General features: G+C 64.2%; 22 protein-coding genes and 1 tRNA gene. 11 read left to right on the plus strand and 12 right to left on the minus strand.

Annotated features, from left to right (window positions below; genetic code table 11):
* The first annotated feature begins 254 nt into the window (after positions 1-254).
* From C476_RS10120 to C476_RS10130, 3 genes are all read left to right on the plus strand, one after another.
* A complete protein-coding gene (locus C476_RS10120) occupies positions 255-1,181 on the plus strand; it encodes a rhomboid family intramembrane serine protease (protein ID WP_008012500.1) in 927 nt (308 codons plus the stop codon).
* Positions 1,182-1,255: 74 nt separating this feature from the next.
* Positions 1,256-2,047 carry an endonuclease V gene (locus tag C476_RS10125; RefSeq protein ID WP_049911714.1) on the plus strand — a complete coding sequence of 264 codons (792 nt, stop codon included), beginning with the start codon at positions 1,256-1,258 and terminating at the stop codon, positions 2,045-2,047.
* A gap of 201 nt (positions 2,048-2,248) precedes the next feature.
* Entirely contained in the window at positions 2,249-3,181 is a 933-nt protein-coding gene (locus C476_RS10130) for an SDR family oxidoreductase (protein WP_008012503.1), read from the plus strand.
* A 29-nt stretch (positions 3,182-3,210) separates the two neighbouring features.
* On the opposite strand, the gene C476_RS10135 is transcribed toward C476_RS10130, so the two are convergent.
* Entirely contained in the window at positions 3,211-3,738 is a 528-nt protein-coding gene (locus C476_RS10135; protein WP_049911730.1) for a DUF7097 family protein, read from the minus strand.
* Positions 3,739-3,857: 119 nt separating this feature from the next.
* Between C476_RS10135 and C476_RS10140 the strand changes: the two genes are divergently transcribed.
* The 3 genes from C476_RS10140 (at position 3,858) to C476_RS10150 (ending at position 6,389) form a co-directional block, all read left to right on the plus strand.
* The gene (locus C476_RS10140; protein WP_008012508.1) at positions 3,858-4,208 is read left to right on the plus strand and encodes a helix-turn-helix domain-containing protein; all 351 of its coding nucleotides are present in this window, start codon (positions 3,858-3,860) and stop codon (positions 4,206-4,208) included.
* Positions 4,209-4,274: 66 nt separating this feature from the next.
* Positions 4,275-4,673 (plus strand): DUF192 domain-containing protein, encoded by a 399-nt coding sequence (locus C476_RS10145; RefSeq protein WP_008012509.1) that lies wholly within the window; start codon positions 4,275-4,277, stop codon positions 4,671-4,673.
* 183 nt (positions 4,674-4,856) lie between these two features.
* Complete coding sequence (locus C476_RS10150; RefSeq protein ID WP_049911715.1) at positions 4,857-6,389, plus strand: (R)-citramalate synthase; 1,533 nt, start codon at positions 4,857-4,859, stop codon at positions 6,387-6,389.
* Between the two features lie 83 nt (positions 6,390-6,472).
* On the opposite strand, the gene C476_RS10155 is transcribed toward C476_RS10150, so the two are convergent.
* The 5 genes from C476_RS10155 to C476_RS10175 all read right to left on the minus strand — a co-directional run bounded on the left by C476_RS10155 (position 6,473) and on the right by C476_RS10175 (position 13,032).
* The gene (locus tag C476_RS10155) at positions 6,473-6,673 is read right to left on the minus strand and encodes a hypothetical protein (RefSeq protein WP_049911732.1); all 201 of its coding nucleotides are present in this window, start codon (positions 6,671-6,673) and stop codon (positions 6,473-6,475) included.
* Positions 6,674-6,794: 121 nt separating this feature from the next.
* On the minus strand, positions 6,795-8,459 hold the full coding sequence (locus tag C476_RS10160) for a 4Fe-4S ferredoxin N-terminal domain-containing protein (RefSeq protein ID WP_008012515.1): 1,665 nt from the start codon (positions 8,457-8,459) through the stop codon (positions 6,795-6,797).
* 409 nt (positions 8,460-8,868) lie between these two features.
* Positions 8,869-8,953: transfer RNA gene (locus C476_RS10165), tRNA-Ser, on the minus strand.
* Between the two features lie 144 nt (positions 8,954-9,097).
* Positions 9,098-11,788 carry a phosphoenolpyruvate carboxylase gene (gene ppc / locus C476_RS10170; RefSeq protein WP_008012518.1) on the minus strand — a complete coding sequence of 897 codons (2,691 nt, stop codon included), beginning with the start codon at positions 11,786-11,788 and terminating at the stop codon, positions 9,098-9,100.
* 314 nt (positions 11,789-12,102) lie between these two features.
* Entirely contained in the window at positions 12,103-13,032 is a 930-nt protein-coding gene (locus C476_RS10175; protein ID WP_008012520.1) for an NAD-dependent epimerase/dehydratase family protein, read from the minus strand.
* Between the two features lie 103 nt (positions 13,033-13,135).
* Between C476_RS10175 and C476_RS10180 the strand changes: the two genes are divergently transcribed.
* On the plus strand, positions 13,136-13,588 hold the full coding sequence (locus C476_RS10180; protein WP_008012521.1) for a MaoC family dehydratase: 453 nt from the start codon (positions 13,136-13,138) through the stop codon (positions 13,586-13,588).
* Positions 13,589-13,740: 152 nt separating this feature from the next.
* On the opposite strand, the gene C476_RS10185 is transcribed toward C476_RS10180, so the two are convergent.
* The 4 genes from C476_RS10185 to C476_RS10200 form a co-directional block, all read right to left on the minus strand.
* Positions 13,741-14,781, minus strand: a complete 1,041-nt coding sequence (locus C476_RS10185) for an NAD(P)/FAD-dependent oxidoreductase (RefSeq protein WP_008012523.1) — start codon at positions 14,779-14,781, stop codon at positions 13,741-13,743.
* Positions 14,778-15,134, minus strand: coding sequence for a thioredoxin (trxA, locus tag C476_RS10190; RefSeq protein ID WP_008012525.1), 357 nt, complete (start codon positions 15,132-15,134; stop codon positions 14,778-14,780). The genes C476_RS10185 and trxA overlap by 4 nt, the downstream gene beginning before the upstream one ends.
* A gap of 212 nt (positions 15,135-15,346) precedes the next feature.
* Complete coding sequence (locus tag C476_RS10195; RefSeq protein WP_008012528.1) at positions 15,347-15,997, minus strand: class I SAM-dependent methyltransferase; 651 nt, start codon at positions 15,995-15,997, stop codon at positions 15,347-15,349.
* A 159-nt stretch (positions 15,998-16,156) separates the two neighbouring features.
* Positions 16,157-17,425, minus strand: a complete 1,269-nt coding sequence (locus C476_RS10200) for a hypothetical protein (protein WP_008012530.1) — start codon at positions 17,423-17,425, stop codon at positions 16,157-16,159.
* Positions 17,426-17,561: 136 nt separating this feature from the next.
* Here C476_RS10200 and C476_RS10205 point away from each other — a divergent pair, with 136 nt between their 5' ends.
* Positions 17,562-18,239 carry a helix-turn-helix domain-containing protein gene (locus tag C476_RS10205; RefSeq protein ID WP_049911716.1) on the plus strand — a complete coding sequence of 226 codons (678 nt, stop codon included), beginning with the start codon at positions 17,562-17,564 and terminating at the stop codon, positions 18,237-18,239.
* Between the two features lie 90 nt (positions 18,240-18,329).
* A complete protein-coding gene (locus tag C476_RS10210) occupies positions 18,330-19,049 on the plus strand; it encodes a multicopper oxidase family protein (protein WP_008012534.1) in 720 nt (239 codons plus the stop codon).
* A gap of 144 nt (positions 19,050-19,193) precedes the next feature.
* Here the strand turns inward: C476_RS10210 and C476_RS10215 are convergent, their stop codons facing one another.
* Complete coding sequence (locus C476_RS10215) at positions 19,194-19,919, minus strand: DsbA family protein (RefSeq protein ID WP_008012536.1); 726 nt, start codon at positions 19,917-19,919, stop codon at positions 19,194-19,196.
* 150 nt (positions 19,920-20,069) lie between these two features.
* Positions 20,070-21,962 carry a polysaccharide deacetylase family protein gene (locus C476_RS10220; protein WP_008012537.1) on the minus strand — a complete coding sequence of 631 codons (1,893 nt, stop codon included), beginning with the start codon at positions 21,960-21,962 and terminating at the stop codon, positions 20,070-20,072.
* 117 nt (positions 21,963-22,079) lie between these two features.
* Here C476_RS10220 and C476_RS10225 point away from each other — a divergent pair, with 117 nt between their 5' ends.
* A complete protein-coding gene (locus C476_RS10225; RefSeq protein ID WP_008012540.1) occupies positions 22,080-22,628 on the plus strand; it encodes a hypothetical protein in 549 nt (182 codons plus the stop codon).
* Complete coding sequence (locus C476_RS10230; RefSeq protein WP_008012542.1) at positions 22,625-23,107, plus strand: hypothetical protein; 483 nt, start codon at positions 22,625-22,627, stop codon at positions 23,105-23,107. Before C476_RS10225 ends, C476_RS10230 begins: the two co-directional genes overlap by 4 nt.

Below are 23,107 nucleotides of genomic sequence, written 5' to 3' on the forward strand. Positions count from 1 at the left end.
TCCATGTGAAGCCGAACGATTTGACCTCATCGACGGCTATTTCGACTTCGATGGTGCTGAAAGAACGTGAGAAAGCGACAGTTTGACGTTTTGTCATGCTGAATACGTCGCGTCCCTCGTCGAGCAAGCACCCGGTACGGACGGTCCAAAAAACGAAACGATCTGTCCGCCACACATACTGACCGGGTTGATTACTGTGAAATAATCCGGGCAAACCCCAAATCCCTTAGCTACTCCGCACATACCACCGATCAATGGCCAAATGCGACGTGTGTGGGAAAGACGAAAACATGCCGTATAACTGTCGGCACTGTGGTGGCACCTATTGTGCCGATCACCGGCTCCCCGAGAATCACAACTGTACGGGGCTCGAAAACTGGAACGACCCACAGGGCGTCTTCGACAGCGGTTTCGACGACGACGTCAGCTCGAGTGGGAACACATCACGCGCCTCGAGTCTGACTGACAAACTCCCGATCGATACCGGGCCTGGCGGACCGCTGGCGTACTTCCGGGGGAACGCGACCTACACGTTCCTCGCGTTGATGTGGCTGACGTTTCTCGCACAGTGGCTCGTGCTGTTGGTCGCCGGCTCGGCGCTCCACCAGTCGCTGTTCACGCTGACGTCGTGGAACGTCGAGTACGTCTGGACGTGGGTCACCTCCGTCTTCGCCCATAGCCCGGGTAACTTCATGCACATCGTCGGGAACAGCATCGTGCTGTTCTTCTTCGGGCCGCTCGTCGAGCGCTACATCGGCTCGCGTGACTTCGCGATCCTGTTTCTCGTCAGCGGCGCGCTCGCCGGACTGGGTCAAGTCCTGATTTCGGCTGCACAGGGCGCTCCGACGGCCGTCCTCGGGGCCAGCGGCGCGGCGCTCGCTATCATGGGCGTGCTGACGGTCTTGAACCCCGATCTCAAGGTGTACCTCTACTTTATCCTCCCAGTACCGATCTGGCTGCTGACCGCCGGCTACGCCCTCTTCAGCGTGTTCTTCCTTTCGGTCGGCGGCGGCGGGCCGATCGCTCACGGGGCCCACCTCATCGGCCTCGTGATCGGCCTCGCCTACGGCCAGTACGTCAAGCGAAATCGCAATCTCCGGGCTCCGAGTCGCCTCGAGTTCGGCGGTGGCGGTCCCGGCGGGCCGGGCGGCCCAGGTGGCCCCGGACGCGGCCGGTTCTGACTGTTCCCGAGTTCCACGCTCGCACCGCGACAGCCCGCAACTGATTTTCGCACGGCCACTCTCACCGCAAACGAATGAGTCAGCCCCGGCCAGACCTCGCGCCCGATCCCAGCCTTTCGCGTGCGGAGATGGAAACTCTCCAGCGCGAGATCGCCGATATCGCCGTCTTCGAGGACGACTTCGCGTTCGATCCCAACGCACTCTCGAGCCCACTCGCGGCGGCTGCCAGTGGAGACGAACAGCCGACCGTCGTCGGCGTCGACCAGTCGTTTCTTACGAACGCCGACGGCGAACAGGATCGCGCCCTGAGCGCCGTCGTCGCCACCCGCGGCGGCGAGGTAATCGAGCGCGTCCACGCCGTCACCGGCCTCGATATTCCCTACATTCCCGGTTTGCTCTCATTTCGCGAAGGGGGGCCGATCCTCGCGGCGCTCGAGGAGTTGTCCGTCGATCCTGATCTCATCCTCTTCGATGGCAGCGGTCGCATCCACTTCCGACAGGCTGGCATTGCGACCCACATGGGCGTCGTCAGGGATGTTCCGAGTATCGGCGTCGCAAAAAGCCTGCTCTGTGGCCGCCCGCGCAAGGATACTGACGGCCTCCCGGCTGGCTCTCGAGTCGCCATCGAAGCGAACGGCCGCGTCGACGCCCCTGATGGAACGCTCATCGGCTACGCCGTCCAGACCCGCCAGTACGACTCGCCGAACCGCCATATCAACCCGCTGTACGTCAGCTCCGGCCACCGCGTCGGCCCCGAGACGGCTGCCAACGTCGTCCTCGAGCTAGCCACGTCGTACAAACTCCCCGAGCCAGTGAGACTCGCGGACAAGTATGCTGACGAAGCCAAACGGGAATTCAACCAGTAGGCAGACCCGCGTTCCACCGACGACAGCTCCCTGACCAACCGCTGCGGCGGGTGGGACTGAAAGGGGCTGATCGGGGGCTTTCGGGGTAGTTGCTGTCGCCGAACAGGCAGTCGACCCATACTGACCGTATCCGAATCCGGAACTAACGAGGAGCGCGACAAACCGTCGATACTTAGGTATCGTCTCTCGAACCGGTCACGTATGGCTACCGCTGAGGACGTCGAGGAGACAGCCGATGACGGGCCGGATGGTACCGTCGTCGAGGACGACCGCGAGCACGCGACGGGCGAGACCGACCGCTACACGCGCAAGAAATCGGTGCTGATCACCGGCTGTTCGTCCGGCATCGGCCGCGCAACCGCCCGAGCCTTCCTCGCCAAGGACTGGCAGGTCTTCGCGACGGCACGGGACGTCGACGATATCGAGGACCTCGCGGAGGCGGGCTGTGAAACCATCGCGCTGGACGTCACCGACCCCGAGCAGGTCGCGACGGCCGTCGAGGAGACCGTCGACATCGCCGGCTCGATCGATTGTGTCGTTAACAACGCTGGCTACGCCCAGATGGGGCCGCTCGAGGACGTCGCCACGGTCGACCTCCACCGACAGTTCGACGTCAACGTCTATGGCCCCCATCGGCTCACGCGGGCCGCCCTGCCACATATGCGTGCCCAGGGCGAGGGCCGGATCATCAACGTCTCGAGTGTCATCGGGCGGATCTCACTGCCCGGTGCGGGTGCCTACGCCGGCTCGAAACACGCCCTCGAGGCGATGAGCGACGCCTTACGCGGCGAAGCTGAAGAATTCGGGATCGACGTCGTCGTGGTCGAACCCGGCCCGGTCGAGACGAACTTCTCCGACCGCGTCGACGACGAACTCCCCGAAGACGAGCGAACGCCGGCCTACGAATCGCTGTACGAACTCTACGACGAGGCACAGCTGATCGGCGGGGGAAGCGGCGGTCCGTTCAGGGCTGACCCCGACGACGTCGCCGCGGCGATCCTCGAGGCCGCGACCACCCCCGAGCCGCCGGCCCGGTACCCGGTCGGCCCGATCGCCCAGTACGGCCTCTACGCGCGCCACCTGCCCGACAGGCTGCGCGATGCGGTCTACGGGCTCCTGCGGAAACTCGCATAAGCTCCGTTCTCACTGGAGTCGGCGACACGCTACTCGTCTCGGCCGTATCGCTTCGCCGCCGACTCGAAGCCCAGTTCTGACTGCTCGCGGCTGTGGCGCTCCTCGAGAGTTGCGATCGCCTCGGAATCCGGCGCGGCGTCGTCGGTGATCCGTGCCCACGAATCGTGGACCTTGGCGTGACACCACCGGCAGAGATACACCGTGATCTCGTGAGAGAGGGTGTCGCCGTCGCGTGCGTAGGAGAGGTGGTGTTCCTCGAGCAGCGGACGCTCGTCGTCGTGGGCCAGCCGTTTCTCTTCGAGGCCACAGCGGACGCATTCGCGGTCGCGATTGCGCGAGCGGAAGTGCGGACAGTCGGCCCACGACCACTCGGATTCGGGGTCGACGACAGGACATGCGTACTCCGCCTCCGCGCGCTCGCGGGCGAACGCGGGGTCATGTTCGTAGTGGTCGAAGGCGTAGCGACACGTCCCCTCGCCGGTGAGGTGGTCGCAGACGCCGGCGAACTCGTAGGGATCGTCGACGCCGACCGAGGTACCCTGCGGCGTTTTCTCCATCGCCGGGATGAGTAGGGCTCGAGGGGTGTTGAATCGCCCGGCACACGCGCTCGTGGCGTCGTTCCACACGGTGGGCGTTGTCGATGGGATTTTGCCAGCGGACTGCGTCGACATCGATCATGCTACCGATCGACGACACTGAGACGCTCCTCTCGGCCGAGGACGTGGTCGACGCCATCGACGCGATCGGGGATCGCGACCGACTCGAGGTCGCATACACGGTGTATGACCATCCGGCAGAGGGCGTCACCGTCCCTGAGCTTGCAGCCGAGCTCGGGGCGACGGAAGCCGAAATTCAAGACCGAATCGATGCACTCGTCGACGGCGGCGTCGTCGCCGAACGAATGGCGTGTCTGGTCGACTGTTCGATCGACGGCCCCCAGTACGAACTGACGCAGTTCGGTCGCCTGCTCTTCGAAGAGGGTGTCCTGTCGCTGTTCGATGCTGCCTCTGCGGTTAGCGAGTTATAGGCGAGTCGCTGTCGGTCCCACGGAGCGGTCGGGACTTTTTTCTCGTCGCCATGCAGACTCGAGGCCGTGCGACTCGTCCATGAATCAAGCGGCGACGGGCCGGCCGTTGACGATCCGTCAGCCAATGGGACCAACGGCACCGTTCTGGCAACGACGGTCGACCTCGCGGACTCGCTTGTCAGCCAGACCCGCGGACTGATGTTTCGTCGCTCCGTGCCCAACGACTACGCGCTCGTCTTTCGGTTCGACTCGGCGAGGGTTCGTGACCTCCACATGCTGTTCGTCTTTTTCCCGATCGACGCCGTCTGGGTCGTCGACGGCGTCGTCCAGCGCGTCGAGCGACTCCGGCCGTGGCTCGGATTCGCCCGCGATCGCGCGGATCTAATCGTCGAACTGCCAGCAGGTGCTGCAGCCGACATCGAACCCGGCGATCGGCTGGCCCTCGAGGGCAAAGACGGGCACTGACGGCTCACAGGTGCGGACGTGCCGGCGCTGCGCGACCGGCGGATTTAAGTCGGCAAGATCCGTTAGCCTGCAGTACAATGGCACGCCATACGCCATCTGACGAGGATAGAGGAAGTCGGGGCAACCCGGCTGGGCGTGAAATTCTCCGACGAACGTAATCGCAGTCCTTCAAACTCACCACTCTTGCCTGTAAGTCATTCACCCGAACAGACGATCGCATCGGACCGTACAGTGCGCCTTCTCGACACGACGCTTCGCGACGGCGAGCAAGCCCCGGGCGTCTCGCTGTCGCCGGACGAAAAAGTCGACATCGCTCGAGCCCTCGAGCGAGCCGGCGTCTCGACCATCGAGGCCGGCAGCGCCTGTACCGGCGCGGGTGAACGACAGGCCATCTCGCGGGTGACCGACCTCGACCTCGACGCCCGGATCACCAGCTTCTGTCGCGGACTCAAAGGCGACATCGACCTCGCCCTCGAATGTGACGTCGACGGCGTCCACATCGTCGTTCCCGCAAGCGACCGCCACGTCGAGGACAAGGTCGGTACCTCTCGCGAAGACAACCTCGAGAAAACCGCCGAACTCGTCGATTACGCGAAAGACAACGATCTCTGGGTCGAAGTCATCGGCGAAGACGGCTCGCGGGCCGACCTCGACTACCTCGAGGACCTCGCGGAAGCGTCGCTCGAGGCGGGCGCGGATCGCTTCTGCTTTGCTGATACCGTCGGCCACACCGGACCGGAACACACCTACGAAGCCGTTGCCCGGCTCGCCGAGCTTGGGCCAGTCAGTGCTCACACCCACGACGACCTCGGACTGGGCGTGGCCAACGCGCTCGCGGCGATCTCGGCGGGTGCCGATCTCGTCCACTGTACGGTCAACGGGCTCGGCGAACGCGCCGGCAACGTCGCCTTAGAGGAGGTCGCAATCGCCTTAGCGCACGTCTACGACGTCGAGACCGCCGACCTCGAGGAGCTATACGATCTCGCACAGGTCGTCTCGCGAGCGACCGGCGTCCAGTTGCCGCCGAACAAGGCCGTCATCGGCGAGAACGCCTTTACCCACGAAAGCGGCATCCATACCGACGGGACGCTCAAAGACGACAAGATGTACGAGCCCTACCCGCCCGAAACGGTCGGGCGCGAACGCCGACTCGCACTGGGCAAACACACCGGCCGCGCGGGCGTCAAAGCCACGCTTGAGGAACACGACGTCGACGCCGACGACGGCGAGATCGCCGAGATCGCTACTCGCGTCACCGAACTCGGCGACCGCGGTCGCCGCGTAACCGACGCCGATCTGCTGGCCATCGCCGAGGACGTCACCGGCGAGGACCGCGACCGCGTCGTCGACCTCCTCGATCTCACTGCCACCAGCGGCGGGGCTGTCCCGACCGCCAGCATCCGACTCGAGGTCGACGGCGAGGAACGCGTCGCCAGCGGGACCGGTTCCGGGCCCGTCGACGCCGCCGTCTCGGCCGTCCGCGAGGCGCTGGGCTCGATGGCCGACGCCGAACTCGAGTCTTACCACGTCGACGCAGTCACCGGTGGCACCGACGCCGTCGTTACCGTCGAAGTGACGATGGTCCGCAACGACCGCTCTGTGACCGTCGCTCGCAGCGAGGCAGACATCACGCGCGCGAGCGTCACAGCGATGGTCGACGCGCTCGATCGGTTGCTCGCGGCCGATCAGCAACCGCTCGCACCGGCTGACGACTGACATCACCGGTCGCCGAGCGGAATACTTCGTGTGCTACGATTCGAGACGACGGCATACCTGGCGTCTGCCGAACGGCTCCGCGCTCATTCCTGTCGGAAAGGGTCACTGACGACGTTCCACGGATCGAGCAAGTACACGCTCGCGAGGAACAGCGCGAGTACGACGACGAACAGGCGAGCAGCCCCACTCACCGACGACGGAATCCCGAGGTCGAGCGTCGTGGCCATCACGACCGCAACCGCGATCCAGAGGCCCGCGACGATCAGTCGTTTTTGACTGTCCATAGTCGTCCGTTCGCCTCGAGTCGCTTGAATACGGGTGGTTTCGGACAGATCAGTCCGACGTGTCGACTCGAGAGCAGCGATCCGATAACAGGACCCAACAGCGCCAAGTCGGAGACGCATCTTACGACGAGTCGATCGGGCCGAGGCCGACGGTTTCCTCTTCGAGGACGTTCTGGCGCTTACTGACCATGCCGACATCTTCATAGGAGGTCGGCCCGGGGACCTGGTTGGCGTTCGGTCCCGGTTCCTGTCCGAGGTAGGTGACGTTCGGGTTCGTTCCGATATCCGCGAGGAGTTCGAACTCGTTGCCCGAGGGCGGGATGTACTCCTCGAGTCGCTGTTGGGCGACATCCTCCCGATCGTTCACCACGATGTCTGGGCTATCCTCGCCCGACCCCGCAGGCGGTGTCTGGAACTGGTCGACCGTGAGTCCGAGTTCGCGAAGGACCTCCTCACTCTGGAGGGCGAGTCCGTGGTCCTCGAGGATCGAGACGACCTCGAGGATCGTCGCTTCCTGATCCACAAGCGTATCGCCCGGTGGTGCCTCCTGGTCGTACTCGACGTTCGTGAGCTGGACCGCCGTCGCAAGCATGATCGACTGCTCGTCGAGGCCATCAACGGCTCCGGTGATCGCATCCAGATCGGTGCCGACGCCCTCGAGCATCGACGGGAGGTTGTCGGGCGAGGGAAGCATCGTACTCAGGCGGATGAGGACTCGCGCTCGGGCCGGGTTCTCTTGGTATCGCGACGGGTCGCTGTTCGGGTTGTTCTTGTCACCGAACTGGATAACGCTTGGCGGGCAGGCCACTTCGCAGGCCACGGTGCCGATGTTGCTTTCGCCGAAGTTGCCGTCCTGACGCGCTGGATCGAAGACGCACTTCGACATGACGCCGCGGGGAGCCCGACTGCTGACGCGCCGATCGCGATAGTCATAGACCATGTCCGGACTGAGCTCCTCTTCATCGACGGTCGGTTCCTCCCACTGGAAGTAGTTGACGCCGTACGGACAGGCGACCTGACAGTACCGACAGCCGATACAGACGTCGTAATCGGTCAGCACCATCCCACCCTTCTCGCGAGTGTGGCGGGCCGTCGTCGGACACACCTTCTCACAGGGTGCGTCGGTACAGTGTTGACACGGGCGAACGAGGAAGTTGAAGTCGCGATGGCTCTCGAAGTTGTCGGGATCGGGCGACTCGACGTCGCCGTCTTCGAACGCGAGGACGTACATCCAGTTGGACCCCAGATCCCAGTTGTGCTCTGCGTTGCAGGCAGTCACACAGGAGAGACAGCCATCGCAGTACTCGAGGTCGATCGTCATCCCCCACTGCGTCGCGTCCTCGTCGGGATTGACCTCACTGGGGTCTTCGACTGCCTCCTGTTCGGGCTCTTGTTGATCGACCGCTCCCCAGCCGAGGCTGGCGAAGCCGACGCCAGCACCCGCCTTCTTGAGCATCTCACGACGGGACTCCGTGCCGGCACCGAGTTTCGAGAGCAGCGAGTCGCCTTGCCCTTCGTCCGCGTCGTCCGGACTAGCGATCGGCCGCTCGTCTTCGCCGAACTCCTCCATCACGTCGTCGTGATACCGCTCGTGGAACTCCTCTTCTGAGAGCTCCCCCTTCGTGACCCGCATCGCATCTTTCCCCATCTGCATCCCGAGTTCGGTGTCGTACTCGGTGTCGTCGAGGAGGTCCTCGAGTTCGTCCTGCCACGACTCGCCGAGCGGATGGAACGGTTCGTCGGTTCCATCAGGCCCCTCTCCTGGTGCCGGCTCGTCGGAACTCATCGCTCCCTCCCTGCCGAAGCTGTCGGGTTGTATGGCGTCCCAGCCGGTCGCTGTCGGTTCCACCTTGCAGCCACTGCTCGGACAGATACCAGCGTCGAATACATGGGTTCCTCGTGACAGCGAACCTACGTCAAGAGTTAACATAGTGGCCAGCCTTGCATACGACGGGATACCGCCGGGTTCCTGCGGTTGGCGCAGTCACGTCCCCACAGCCCATACTCGAGGAGTTACGACTGTAACCGAAGAGACAGACTCGCGTCGCTCGTCGGTTGTGGTCGCTGTAAAACGCCGAGCGGGAGATTTGAACCACGGTCGTTCCGCGTTGCCCCACTCCCTGATTCAAATCTCCGTATTCCGTTCCAGCGACACGGACGGATCGCTTCGCTCGCCGTTTTGTGTCGCTGAGAAGCGCCGAGAGGGAGATTTGAACTCCCGAGTCCGTGAGGACAGCAGATTTCGAATCTGCCGCCTTGGCCGGGCTAGGCTATCTCGGCTCACTCACTTCTACTCGAGAGACGTTTTTACCCGTTTCGATTTTCTTGCCCTCTGTGAGTGCGTGCCGTCCAACAGGCGATGTCGGTCCCAGCCGACCTGTCAGACAGCAACACAGCCCGTGTGTCGGCCGGGGAACAACTCGCTCATCCCGTGTTCTTCATGCCGGCCGCGATTCCCTTGACCGTCAGCCGGAGCGTCCGTTCTTCGATGTCCGTCCGGTCGGTTTGGCCGAGCAAGTAGACCTGCAGCATGTTCAGCGGATCGACGTACGGGTTTCGCCGCTCTAAGTTCTCGCCGAGCCAGTCGCGAGTATGGAGCTGGTCTCGTTGGCCGATCTCGGTGATCAGGTCGGCCGCCCGCTCGTACTCGTCGCTTACGCGTGGGAAGAACCGTTCGCGCAGGTCCGGCTCAGCCAGGTCGGCGTAGCGGTCGGCGATCTCGAGTTCAGTACGAGACAGCGAGAGCGCAGCGTTGTCGAGCGTCGTCCGGAAGAACGGCCACTTCTCGTACATCGTCTGTAAGGTATTCATCGACCCGCCGTTCTCGAGATACGCCTCGACACCGGTCGCGAGAGCGTACCAGCCCGGCAGGATACACCGCGACTGGGTCCACGAGAACACCCACGGGATCGCCCGCAAGTCTTCGACGGTTCGCTCGCCGGATCGGGAGGCTGGCCGCGACCCGAGATCGAGGTCTTCGATAACGGTGATCGGCGTCGCCTGCTCGAAGTACTGGACGAAGCCGTCGCTCTCTAAGAGGTCGCGGTACTCCCGACGCGCGGCGTCGGCCATCGTCTCCATGGCCGCAACCCACTCCTCGTGGACCTCCTCTTCGGGCTGATCCAGCGCCTGCTTGCGCGCCCGGAGCTGGGCGTTGAGCATCTGCCCGATATTTCGTTCGGCGATGCGCGGATTGGCGTATTTCTCGGCGATGGCTTCACCCTGTTCAGTGAACTTGACCTGCCCCGTGACCGTCGAGTTCGGCAGCGCCAGCAGCGCTTCGTTCATCGGCCCGCCGCCACGCGAGATCGAGCCACCGCGGCCGTGGAACAGCCGCATCGTCACGTCGTGGTCGTCACAGATCTCTCCGAGTCGGCGTTGGTTCTTATACAGCGACCAGTTCGCCGCCAGAAAGCCGTTTTCCTTGTTCGAGTCGGAGTACCCCAGCATGATCTCCTGGGTCCGCCCGCGGGCTTCCAGCACCTGCGCGTAGGCTTCGTTTTCGAACAGTGTGCCCATGATCCGCCGGGCCCCCGAGAGGGCGTACTCGGTCTCGAGCAACGGGACGATGTCGATCCCCGCGTGTTCGGGCAGGGAAATAACGCCGGCCTGATCGGCCAAGAACAACACCTCGAGGACGTGGCTCGGCTCCTCGGTCATCGAGATGCAGTAGGTGTCGATGGCGTGGACGCCGTACTCGGTCTGCCAGTCGGCGAGGCTGTCGAAGAGTTCGAGGACGCGCGCCGAGTCGTCCGAGAGATCGGCGGTCTCGCTCAGATCGATCACCGGCTCGTCCTGTAAGACGGCGTCGGTCAGCAACTCGACGCGTTCGTCCTCCGAGAGAGTGCGGTAGTCGATGCCCTCATGCTCGAGGGCCTCAGCGATGGCGTCGGTGTGTTTCTGCTGGTGGTCACGCAGGTCGAGACTCGCAAGCGAGAAGCCAAAGGTGGCGACCTGCCGCCGGATCGGATCGACGTGTGCGTCGACGATGCTGTCGGCGTCGTTGGCGCGTAGGCTCTCGGCGATGACCTCGAGATCGGCACCGAGTTCGTCGGCGTCGTCGTAGCCACCCGGCCGCACGTCGCCGACGCGGCGGAGCCGCTCACGCATGAGTTTGAGTTTCTGCCGGTAGGGCTCGTCGGGGTAGCGCTGCTCGGCCGTGCGAGCGCTGCCGGGCAGGCGCCCACGGTCGCGCTCGAGTGAGGCCTGAAACGCGGAGCTGGCGTCGATCCGGCTGCCGTCCTGACTCAAGACACCGGAGAGGCGCTTGAGTTGGTCGCGGTAGCGATCGAGGATCACCGAGCGCTGGCGCTCGAGCGTGTTCGCCGTGACCTCGGGGGTGACGTAGGGGTTGCCGTCGCGGTCGCTGCCCGCCCACGAGCGGAACTCGAAGAGCTTCGGAATCTCGAGGTCGCCGGGCACTTCCGCGTCGATTGTCTCGTCGAGTTCGTCGTAGACGTTGCCCACGACGTCGAACAGCGTGTTCTCTAAGTACCACTGGACGTTGCGCGCCTCGTCTTCGGGCTCGGGCTGGCGGTTGCGCACCTGTGGCGTCTGCCAGAGACTCGTCACCTCGGCATCGATGTCTTGCCAGAGGTGGCGCTCCTCCTTGTCGGTCAACAGTCGCTCGTCGAGCGTCTCGAGCGACGTCGAAATCTCCCGCAGTTTCGACTTGACGGTCTTTCGCCGAGCCTCGGTCGGATGCGCGGTGAAGGTCGGCTCGATCAAAACGTCGTCGAGAATCCGTCGGACGGTCTCGACGTCTTCTTCGCCGAGTTCTTCGGCTGCGGCCTCGAGGCTGTCCTCGAGCGTGCCTTCTTGGGAGTCCGTGCGGATGGTCCGGACCCGCTCGCGTTCTTCGGCGAGGTTGATCAACTCGAAGTAGGTCGCGAACGCACGAGCGACGGTCCGCTGTCGGTGTGGCGACAGTCCCTCGAGTTCCGTGACGAGCGGTTCACGTGACTCGAGGTCACCGGAGCGGTAATCGATCGCGGCCCGCCGACACGACTCGACCGTCTCGAAGGCCCCTCGAGAAGTCTGGCCCTCGAGGACGTCGCCGAGTAATGCACCGAGTTCGCGGACGTCCTGTCTGACGCCCCTGTTATGGAGTTGCATACCGTGTGGATGTGCATGCCACATTAAAAACCCCTCGCAGCGAGACCGCGCTCACGTACATCGTTTTTCCTGATAGTTACTGGCGGTACAACGACCCACCCTGGCAGGGTGACGACGTGCCCAGTCCTCGAGCGATTCGGTATCCGGACCACAACCTACAAAAGGTTATTTACAGCAGATGTAAATCATTCTGAGGAGCGGTGTGGGACATCCCTCCCTGCAACATTCAATTCAAAACGAGTGATAAGTCCGCACTCGGATTATCTCAGTCGTGAATCGCTCGCACGGAAGTCGGCGGCGTTCGGACCGCGACGCTACTGATCCGTATACTGCGCACAGACCCGCCGAATCCCCTCCTCGAAGTCGATCTGAGGCTCCCAGCCGGCCTCCTCACGGATCTTCGAGGCGTCGGCACAGGTATCGTGGACGTACACCGACTCGGGAATCGGGTTCTCGACGTACTCCGGCTCGATATCGGTGCCAAGTTCGTCGTTTAGCATCTCGACGACAGTGTTGAAATCGTAGGCCTCGCCAGTTCCCAGGTTGTAGATGCCATCGAGGTCGTTCGTTGCGGCCAACTCGAGCCCGCGGACGATGTCGGAGACGTGCGTGAAATCGCGCGTCTGGGTGCCGTCGCCGTACAGCACCGGCGGCTCCCCGTTGGCGATGTCGTCGGCGAACTGCGCGATCACGTTGGCGTACTCGCCTTTGTGTTCTTCAGCACCGCCGTAGCCCTGATACACTGAGAAAAATCGCATCCCGGCCATCGACATGTCGTAGTGGTTCGAGAAGTACTCGCCGTAGCGCTCCCGGGCGAGCTTCGACGCCTCGTAGCCGGTGTTGACGCTGACGGCCATGTCCTCCGGCGACGGCTCGGTTCGGCTGCCGTAGATCGACGACGTCGAGGCGTAGACGACGGTTTCACATCCGTCCTGTCGGGCCTGCTCGACGACGTTGACGAAGCCTTCGACGTTGACTCTGGCACCTGTCGTCGGGTCATCCTCGTGCATCGCGTACGATGACAGCGCCGCAAGGTGGAACACGACATCGACATCCGTTGGCAGGTCATCGTCCAAGACGCTCGCGTCAACGAACTCGACGTCGTCTGTGAGGTTTTCCGGCGTCCCCAGATAACAGTCGTCGACGACGGTGACGTCGTTGTCCTCGGCGAGGTGGTTCGCCAAATTCGATCCGATAAAGCCCGCTCCACCGGTAACGAGGACGGCGTGTCCCTCGAGTGTCATACCGAAACGACCACGCCGGCATCGCATAGATGTTTGGAAGTCCGGCAGCGACAGGCGGGGTCGGCCCACAGGTTCTTGGCGATACGTCCCGGATGACGCGCCAATGCGCTACTACGAGGACATCGAGATCGGCGACACCGAGGAATTCGGCGAGTATCACGTGACGAAAGCCGAGATCGTCGAATTCGCCGAGCAATACGATCCCCAGCCGTTTCACACGGACGAGGCGGCCGCCGAGGACTCGGCGTTCGGCCAGCTGGTCGCGTCGGGCTGGCACACCGCGTCGATCTGTATGCGGCTGCTCGTCGACGGTCCGATGCAGGATCGAGCCGGCATGGGTGCCCGCGGCGTCGACGAACTCCGGTGGCACCAGCCCGTGACACCGGGCGATACGCTCTCGGTTCGAACCGAAGTCCTCGAGAAGCGCGTCTCCGAGAGCGACCCCACTCGTGGGTACGTCGATACCAAACTCGAGGGGATCAACCAAAACGGCGAGGTCGTCATCTCCTGGATCGGCCTCGAGATGGTCGCGCGCCGAAATTCGGGAGCCGAGTAGAGAAGTCGGTCGCGGAGCGGTGAGTGAACGTTAGCGTGCCGCTGCTTGCAACAGAGCTGCCGCCGGTGATGCGGTCTGCTGTTACTGTGTCCCGGCGCACCCACATGGCAGGTCGTGGGTGCGCCGGCGCTGACTGACAGGGGTTCGTATGACTACTGTTCCGGAGTCATCGCCGGCGCGCTCTGTTCGTGCTCGAGCGTCTCAAGGTAGTCCTCGGCGTCGAGGGCCGCCATACTGCCGGTTCCGGCAGCGGTGATCGCCTGGCGGTAGCGCGAGTCGGCCACGTCGCCAGCGGCGAAGACGCCGTCGACTGCCGTGTGGGTCGTCGCGCGACCCTCGTCGTCCGATTCGGTCTGGATGTATCCATCCGAATCGAGTTCGACGCCGGTGCCCTCGAGGAACTCGGTGTTCGGCGTGTGGCCGATCCCGTAGAAGACGCCGCCGACGTCGACGGTTTCTCGGTCGACGTCGACCCCGTTGTCGGCTTTTTCTTTGGGGTGGCCGTCGGGATGAGAGATCAGCGTCGCGCCAGTGAGGCCCTCCTCTTTGGAGCCGTGGAGCGCCTCGAGTTCCGTGTTCCAGCGGAACTCGATGTCCTCGTGGTCGCGGGCGCGATCGGCCATGATCTCGGAGGCGCGCAGTTCGTCGCGGCGGTGGACGATCGTCACGCTCTCGGCGAACTTCGCGAGGAAGAGCGCCTCTTCCATCGCGCTGTCGCCGCCGCCGATCACGAGGACGTCGTCGCCGCGGTGGAACGCGCCGTCACAGGTGGCACACGTCGAGAGGCCATAGCCCATGAGTTCGTCCTCGTTTTCCGCGCCGACCCAGCGGGCGCTCGCACCGCTGGCGACGATCAGCGCGCGCGTGCGGAGGGCGTCACCGTTCGAGAGTTCGAGTTCGAACGGGCGCTCCTCGAGCGTCGCGCGCTCGACGGTGCCGTGGGTGAACTCGGCACCGAAGCGTTTGGCCTGCTCTTTGCCGTTCTGGATCAGTTCCATGCCGCCGATCCCGTCGGGAAAGCCCAGGTAGTTCTCGACGTCGGTCGTCAGCGTCAGCTGGCCGCCCGGCTCGGGGCCTTCGAGGACCAGCGGCTCGAGGTCGGCTCGCGCGGCGTAGACGGCCGCCGAAAGGCCGGACACGCCGGAGCCGACGACGATCACGTCGTGGACGGTGTCAGTCATGGCCTCGCTCATTCGGTATAGCCTTCGATCATGCTGCGGAGTCGCTCAGCCGGCAAGACGCCGGTTTGCTGTTCGACCTGCTCGCCGTCCGCGAAGAGGACGAGTGTCGGGACACCGCGGACGCCGAACGAGCCGGCGAGTTGCTGGTGTTGGTCGACGTCGACCTTCGCGATTACGGCATCTGTCTCGCTTGCTAGTCCTTCGAGGACGGGCTCGAGCATCTTACAGGGCCCACACCAGTCGGCGTAGAAATCGACGAGCACGACGTCGTAGCTTGTAGTGACCTCCTCGAAGTGGTCTTCGCTTTCGACGTGGAGTGGTTCGTCGAGTGACTGTCCGGAGCCGCTAGGTGCATCAGTTGCCATCACGACTTTCTATGATCCGGTTACGTTTAAAGGTTTTGTATATATTGCGCAATACCGCCATATCGAGGGAGCGTTAATACAGTACTACCGTGTCATAGCGGCCGGAAACGACCGGTACAGCTGCTACTGGACGGTTTCAGATGACGAGGGTCAGGTCAATTGTGTATGGGATGGCAACAAGCGAGCGGAGCGGTCGGCGGATCGAAATCGGGTCAGTTACCGTTTGTCGATGGCGGAACAGACATCCGTGCGAAGTAGCTCCCTCGCGTGCCGACATCGGTTTCGAATCGGAACCCCTGTTGCTCGGCACGTTCTCGAAGCGTCTCGCGCGTGACGAAGTGGGGATCGGGAAGTGACTCCCCGACGACGAGCCGGCCGCCGGGTTTCAGCACCCGCTCGAGTTCGGCGAGTGCCCGCTCTTCGTCGGGAATTTCGCCGAGGACGAGAACCAGATAGGCGGCGTCGAAGCTATCGTCCGGATACGGAAGTGCCCGGCCGTCGCCGTGGACCGGCGCAACGTTGTCGTCGCCGCGCTCGCGCAGTCGCGCCCGGAGGTCCGCGACCATCGGCCGCTGGACGTCGACGGCGTGGACCATCCCAGCCGGCCTGACCGCCGCTGCGACCGTGCCTGTGTAGTAGCCGGTCCCGGCCCCGAGCTCGAGGATTCGCTCGCCGGGCCGTGGCTCGAGGACCTCACACAGCCTCGAGCGAGAGATGAGCGGCCGGGGGAGATCGATCCAGACGCGCTGGGAGTACGGACACGGCGACGGGTTTTGCCGCCAACGGAGCGCGTACGCGACGCCAGCGAGAGCGGCAAGGACGCCCGCGAGGGCGAGCGATCGGATCGTTCGACGCGTGACCATCGCGCGGCCGTTTGTCACGCCCGAACAAAGGCTTGATGTCTGGGGGCCGTCCCCAGTAGCGGCAGTATTGAATAAAGCCCGAAATATAATGGGTCCGTTCGGATTCGGCGTCGTGAGTGCAATGCGCGTGTTCTCGAGCGCGCGTATTAGTATCGACAGCTACGCCGTATCACGCATTGCGCCGCGCCGTTTCGCGCCCTCGCTCGTCGGTGATGCGATCGACCGCCAGAGTGAGACCACGAACAGCGCCCAGGCGACGGCGATCAGCGCGAACCCCGCGAGCGTCGTGCTCGCTGTGAGTCCGCCGAGGACGGGAACCGGCGTCAGCCAGAGTGCGAGCATGCCGAGGTTCACGCTTCCCACCTGAATCCAGGACGGCTGCGGGTGCTCGGCAGCGACTGCCGTCACCGCTTCGACGACGCCGCGGTCCGCAACGGGTCGCGCGGACGCTGCCGCCACGACGGGGAGAAACGCCATCGCGAGCTGAAGCATCCAGCCGAAGATAAGACCGTTGATGGCCGCAATCTCGATCGCGCCGGCGGGGACGGCATCCGGAAACAGCAAGACGAACGGTGCCCAGGGCACGGGGAAGGCGAGCCACAGGTACGCTCCGAGAACGAGCGCGATGCGCCGGGTGTAGCTGCGGTCACTGCTGCGGTACGTGCCGACGACGTTCGCCAGCAGTGCGCCCGTCCCGACGACGTAGCTACCGAGTCCGAGGATCGTCACCTCGTGGCGTCCGAGCCACGGGCCCGCGACGAGGCCGACGACACCGATCGTCAGCCCCCAGAACGTGACCGAGACGAGTCGGGGATACCGAAGCTCCGCCTCGAGCAGTGCCGGCAGGAGTGTCAACAAGGCCCCGGCGACGATAAGCGCCAGAAAGCCCCAGACGTTCGCGTGAACGTGGGCCTCGAGCGAGCCGAAGTAGCCGCCGGGCCCGTGGATTCCGAGTAACATCCCGAACGCCGCGAGAATCCCGACGACGAGAAACCACGGTGCGAGTCGGTAGTAGCGACTGATTCTGCGATCAGGAGCCCGCCCAGTCGTCCGAAAGACGGTCGAGAGCAGGAGTCCGAGCGCACCGAGGACGATCGTCCCACCGGTGACTGCGACGACCGTCGCGCCGGTCGCCATCCCGAGGAGGAGCAACGGATAGCCGGCGTTCAACGCGAGCCACTGCAGCCACCGGCGGCCGTCGGCCGGCCGTCGCGCCGACGCGTCGGTCGCGGTCACCAGCGACGGCAACACGCCGAAGACGGCCTGGGTCAGCCCGCCGATCGTCACGAGGTGGATCAGCACCCACCGAAGGCGGGGCAGCGATTCGATGAGGCCGGACTCGACGGCGAGGGTCCCCATGACGGCAGCCAAGCCGACCGTCAGGTACAGTCCGGCCATGACGATGAACGGATTCGTGCGCGTTTGCATCTGTTTCTCTATGCGGTCGTAGCCATGCAATGCAGGTATCGGTTGAGCCGAACACACGAGGAGTACCCGAACAAATCAGGCGAGACCGAACATATTAGGGGTCAAAGGAACGGTACTGTCCCACGGAGTCACTCACGTGCCTCGAGCCAAACTCTCCATCTCGATCCCCGACGCGACGTGGATCAACGACGTGTCCCAATCCCATCCCCAGATGACGTTCGAGGTCGTCTCGGCACTGGCCGGCGAACGGACGGGAATCGCCCTCATCGAGTTACAGACGGCGGATCCGCTCCCGGTGATCACCGATATGGCCGATCGAGCGGACGTCGTCGACTTCGATCTCCTCTGGAAGGGGGAGTCGAGTGCGTTGCTCCACGTCGAAACGGCCAGTCCCTCGATCCTCCAGCCGGTCTTACAGTCCGGAATCCCCATCGAGATGCCGTTTACCGTCAGAAACGGCGAGGCGACGTGGACGGTAACCGCAGCGTCGTCCCGGTTTTCTGAATTCGGTCAATTGCTCGACGAGCTCGGCATCGAGTACACTCTCGAGTACGTTCACGAGATCGGCCACACCCGTGCCGACGACATCTTGACCGACCGACAACGCGAAGTACTCCTGGCGGCGCTCGAGCGCGGCTACTACGCGACGCCGCGTGAAGCGACGCTCACCGACGTCGCGAGCGACCTCGACATCTCGAAAGCGACGTGTAGCGAAATCCTTCACCGTGCGGAGGGGAGCGTTATCAGGTGGTTCGCCGACGAACACACCGGCGACGCTCGAGCGCAGCTGGCGGCAGACACTGACACGAGGTGAGCGTGGGACCCGAGGCCGGGGCGACCGATACACTCGAGGACACGTCGTCGACGCCGTCGTGTATTCCGTGTCGATGCGTATGTGGGTCGCGTGCCGGTACGAGACTGCGAGGGGAGTGCTCAGCCCTGCATTATCAACCCCAGCGGCGCCACGACGTACCGCGTCGCCGTTGGCGGGCACTCGCTGACCGTCACGCACGCCGACGGATGGCCGGTCGAACCGGTTACGGTCGATTCCCTCGACATCAGTATGGGCGAACGCTACGACGTACTTGTCGAGACAGACTCACCTGGCGAGTGGGCCATCGTTGCGACCCCCGTCGTCGGGGACGAGCAACCCGCGGAAGCGATACTGCGGTCCGATGGCACGACTGACACCGATTCGATCGACCGTCCGCAATTCGACGGGCAGCGACTGCGGTACAGCGATCTCGAGGCGCTCGAGCCACTCGATCTCGGCGACACGCCGGATCGAACGATCGACGTCACCCTCTCGGGCGGGATGATGCAAGCGCCCGGCGCGTGGACCATCGATGGGCAGGCGTATCCGGACGCTGATCCGATCGCGATCAGTGAGGGGGAACACGTCCGAGTGCGGATGCTGAACCGCAGCCCAGCGATCCACCCGATGCACCTTCACGGCCACTTCTTTCAGGTCGGCGACGCCGTCAAGGACACCGTCCTCGTGCCGCCCCACGGTGGAGCGGTTACGTTCGAGTTCCTGGCTGACAACCCTGGCGACTGGCTGTTTCACTGCCACAACGTCTATCACCTGGAGCGTGGAATGGCACGCGTTTTCGAATACGAGTGAGATGCATCCACCCCTTGACGTTCCCTCGTCGACCGTTCCGCTCACTGCGAGTGGGCGACTGTCCTCGGGGATGCACTGCTCGAGCGGAAAAACGCGGTCCGCTCGACGACACGGCTCAGATGGACCCACTGACAGGGGTCCGTCTCACTCGTTTTGAACCCGCTCGATCGCCTCGTCGAACCGCGTTTTCGGCTGGGCACCGACGAGCGTTTCGAACGACCCGGAGTCACGATCGATGATGGCGAACGTCGGCGTCCCCGAAATCCCGTTCGAACGCGCTTGCTCGGCGTCCGCATCGACCTGGGTTTCGAGCGTCGATCGACGCTCGTCGAGACAGGTCTCGAGCGCATCGACATCGACGCCGTCGACCGAACGGGTGTACTCGAGGAGGTTCTCGCTCGAGGCCCATCCCGAATTCTTCTCGCCTTGTTCCTCGAAGATCGCCGTGTGCCAGTTCCAGTACGCCGACGGCTCGGCGTCGCGGACCTGGTCCCACACGCACTTGCCGGCGACCGCGGCGGTCATCGAGTCCTCGCCGAAGTACGGCAGCGAGATGAACACGATGCGAACGTCGCCGGACTCGACGTATTCGGGCACGAGCTCGGGAAGCGTCTCCCGTTCGAACTGCTCACAGAACGGACACTGGAAGTCCGTCCAGTAGTAGATCTGGATTGGGGCGTCGGACGAGCCCATGATCGGCTTCCCGGTGAGGTCGATGCCGAACGCCGACGTCTCGTCGCTCGAGTGAAACGACGAAACCTGCTCCTGCGTCGCGGTGTCACCGGAACGCGTGAGAAAGTAAGTGCCGCCACCGAGGACACCAACGAGACCGGTCACGAGAGCGCGGCGGGACGGCTGATCGAGCGACATGGTTTGTACTCGCGTCGATTCTCATCGTCGAACCGTAATGGAACCGGCGATTTGCTGAGCCAGCAAATCAGGTGTCATCCGCGGCCGCGATCAGAGCCACGGCGACGGCGGACGGGTGATGATGGTGGCCCTCGAGTCGGCGCTAACGGGTTACGAGTCGACGATCTCGAGCGTCCAATCACCGTCTGCCTCGACGTTGAGCCAGACGGGGCCGCCGGCCTTGTACGACCGCGAGTTCGAGAACTCACCGGTGCGATGGACGAGGACCTCACGACTGCCGTCCGCACCGGAGCCGTCGACGATGAACGTCCCGTCGCCGTCGTGTGTCGCGACGACCCTGACGTCGCGATCCGTCCACAGTGGGCCGACGAACGCTGAGCCCGTGCCGGACGCCTCGATGGGGAGGTTCTCGAGGTCGTCCGCGTGGACTGCGGGCTGGAAGAGGTCGATCGACCACGCGCCGTCGGCGTCGACCTCGAGCCTGTAGGTGTCGTCGTCGACGGCCATGATCGATTCGCCGGTCGCGTTCCCGGACGTGGTCAGCAGGTTCTCGTTCCGTCCGAGACCGCTGGGTTTCGTCACGTCGACGGCGATCTCTTCGCCGTCGTGGGAGACGGTTGCGACGACGACGCCGTCGTCGAGGTCGAACGTCGGCGACTCGCCCGAGCCGGTTCCCTCGAACGTGTGAGACTGGCCCGCCTCGAGAACGGTCCCGCTCGGCCGCGTTCCGACTGGCGGTTCGTCGCCGTCGAGGTCCAGCGTCCCGTCGACGAGATCGGAGGGTGTGACGACGTCGAGGTCGCGGTGTTCGATGTGATCGAGCAACAGTCCGAAGTCGTCGAGCGACATCCTGTTCTCGTTGACGCCCACGTCTTCCGCGTCGACGATCCGCGGAATCCGCAACACGGTGAGCAGGTCGTACTGGTCGGAGATATTGAGATGACGTCGAACGCCGGTGTGAAGCGCGGGCCCCCAGATGAACGGGATCATGTGCATCTCGGTCGGTGGTACGCTGGTCGTCCCGGCGCTGTAGAGGAACGTCGACTCGTGGACGTCCCTGGCGACGTCGTAGGTCGTCGCGTCCATTCGCCCGTCGGGAACGAACAGGTGGCGCGCCCCGTCCTCGAAGCCGTCGCTCGCGAGTTCGTCGCGAGCGGTCTCGAGGACCGATCGCTGCCGGTCTGCGGGCTGGTCCGGCAGGGGTGTCGACACCGCTGGGAGCGAACAGACGTCCCAGCCGCGGTCGCTGAGCTCTCGGAGTTCGTCTAGTCCCATGCGACCGCTGTCGCCGATCTTTTCGGGGGTAACCGGAACCGCCGCGTTCCAGTCGCGCTCCGCGAGCAGCTCGGCGGCGATTTCGTAGTGCGAGTCGTGGCCGCCGTGGAACGCGAGGACCACCGCGCCGTTGCTTGCCGATTCGGTTCGCCGAAGGTCGTCGACCAGCAGTTTGCTCGGCCCACCCTCGGACCCGTCCGCGATGATATTGATGCCGGTGACGTTCGAGAGGGCCGGCTCTGCACCGGGTTTTTGCTGATAGCCACAGTCCATTCGGAACCAGCCGTCGTACCCATCCGGCACCACGCGAATGCTCGAGAGGCGCTCGCGCCGCGTCGGCGCGAGGAACTCGACGATGATGCGATCGGCGGACGCCGGCTTGACCGCCATCGAGACGTCCCAGCCCTCGAGATCGAGTCCGTCCGGGAAGCGGAGCTCCATGCCGGCCGTTCCCGCGTCGCTCTCGACGACCGCCGCCTGTGATCCGAGTCGCGCCTCGTCGGGGGCGGCCGAGAGTTCGCCGGTTCGGGCGGTCCACTCCTCGAGCGTCTCGAAGTCGGAGAGGATCTCACCTGTCTCGATGGCTGGCCAGTTCGTGGGACCGGTGGCCATGTCGCCCTTGACGGCACCAGTTTCGTCCCCGCCGGCGACGCCGTCCGGAAGTACGTCCGCACAGCCCGCGAGCGTCGTCGATACAGCGCCAGCACCGAGTGAGGCCAGTAGTCGTCGGCGAGACGAGCCGTCGTCCGAATCGCGTTCGGATACCATTACCCAGGCGGTGCCGCGTCGGGGCCGTCATTATTGTCTGAATAACCGGGCACAGAATTTGCTGAGTCAGCAAATCGGAGTGGGACATTTCAATCACCCCTGCATCGGTTTATCTAGATGTTCACGCACGACTCGATCAGGAGGTACCTGACGAACCTCTCCGAAGCGCTCTCGTACCCGTTCGAGACGTGGCGGGGGACGATCGGGCTGGTGTTCGTGACACTCGCGACCTACGTGCTACTGATCTTGAGTACGATGCCCGAGTTCTCGCTCCAGATGCTCGGCGACGGGCTCTACTGGTTCGAGTACGTCGTCGTCTCGCTTACGGAGACGGTCTACCGGACCGACGGCTGGACCGGGCTCGGGGTTATCGTCCTCTATGCCCTGCTCTCGGGCGTCGCAGTCGTCAACGCCGTCGCGCAACTGCGGGTCGTCGGCATCTCGAGTCTCACCGATCTCTCCGGCGTGGTGCCGGGACTCCTCGCGTCGGGCTGTGCGAGTTGCGGCGCTGGGCTTCTCGGCTTTCTCGGATTTGCCGGCGGGTTGGCAGCGCTCCCGTACGACGGCGCACTGCTTCGCGTCGGCGGCCTCGTGCTGTTGCTGTTCTTCCTGGGCCGAGCGGGCCATCCCGAACGCTGTGCGTTCACGACGGAGGCGACGCAATGACGGGACGCCGGTTCGGCCGACAGATCCGCTCGGATCGACGAGCGATCGCCTGGGGGATCGCAGCCGGGATCGGCGTCTTCGCGCTGTTCGGACTCGTCACCGGCCTCATCCCGAACCCGCTGTACGTCCGGATGGTCCCGCGGACGCCAGTCGATTACCTGTTTCTGACGCTGACCGCGCTACTGGCGGGCGTCTACACCGCACAGCGGGTGGCGACCGACGTTCCCCAGGCCGGACTCGAGGGCGAAGACGGGAGCACGAGCAGCGAGGATCGGTGGGCGATGGGCGGGCTGGTCGGTGGCTTTCTGGCCGTCGGCTGTCCGATCTGTAACGTCTTCCTGCTCGCGCTCTTTAGTTCGTCCGCGCTCATGACCTACTTCGATCCGCTTCGGCCGCTGCTCGGCGTCGTCTCCGTGGCGCTGCTGGCGGGGCTGATCTACACCCGCCACAAACGCACGTGTCCGACCTGCGCCACGTGA

The organism is Natrinema limicola JCM 13563 (assembly GCF_000337475.1).
Classification (GTDB): domain Archaea; phylum Halobacteriota; class Halobacteria; order Halobacteriales; family Natrialbaceae; genus Natrinema; species Natrinema limicola.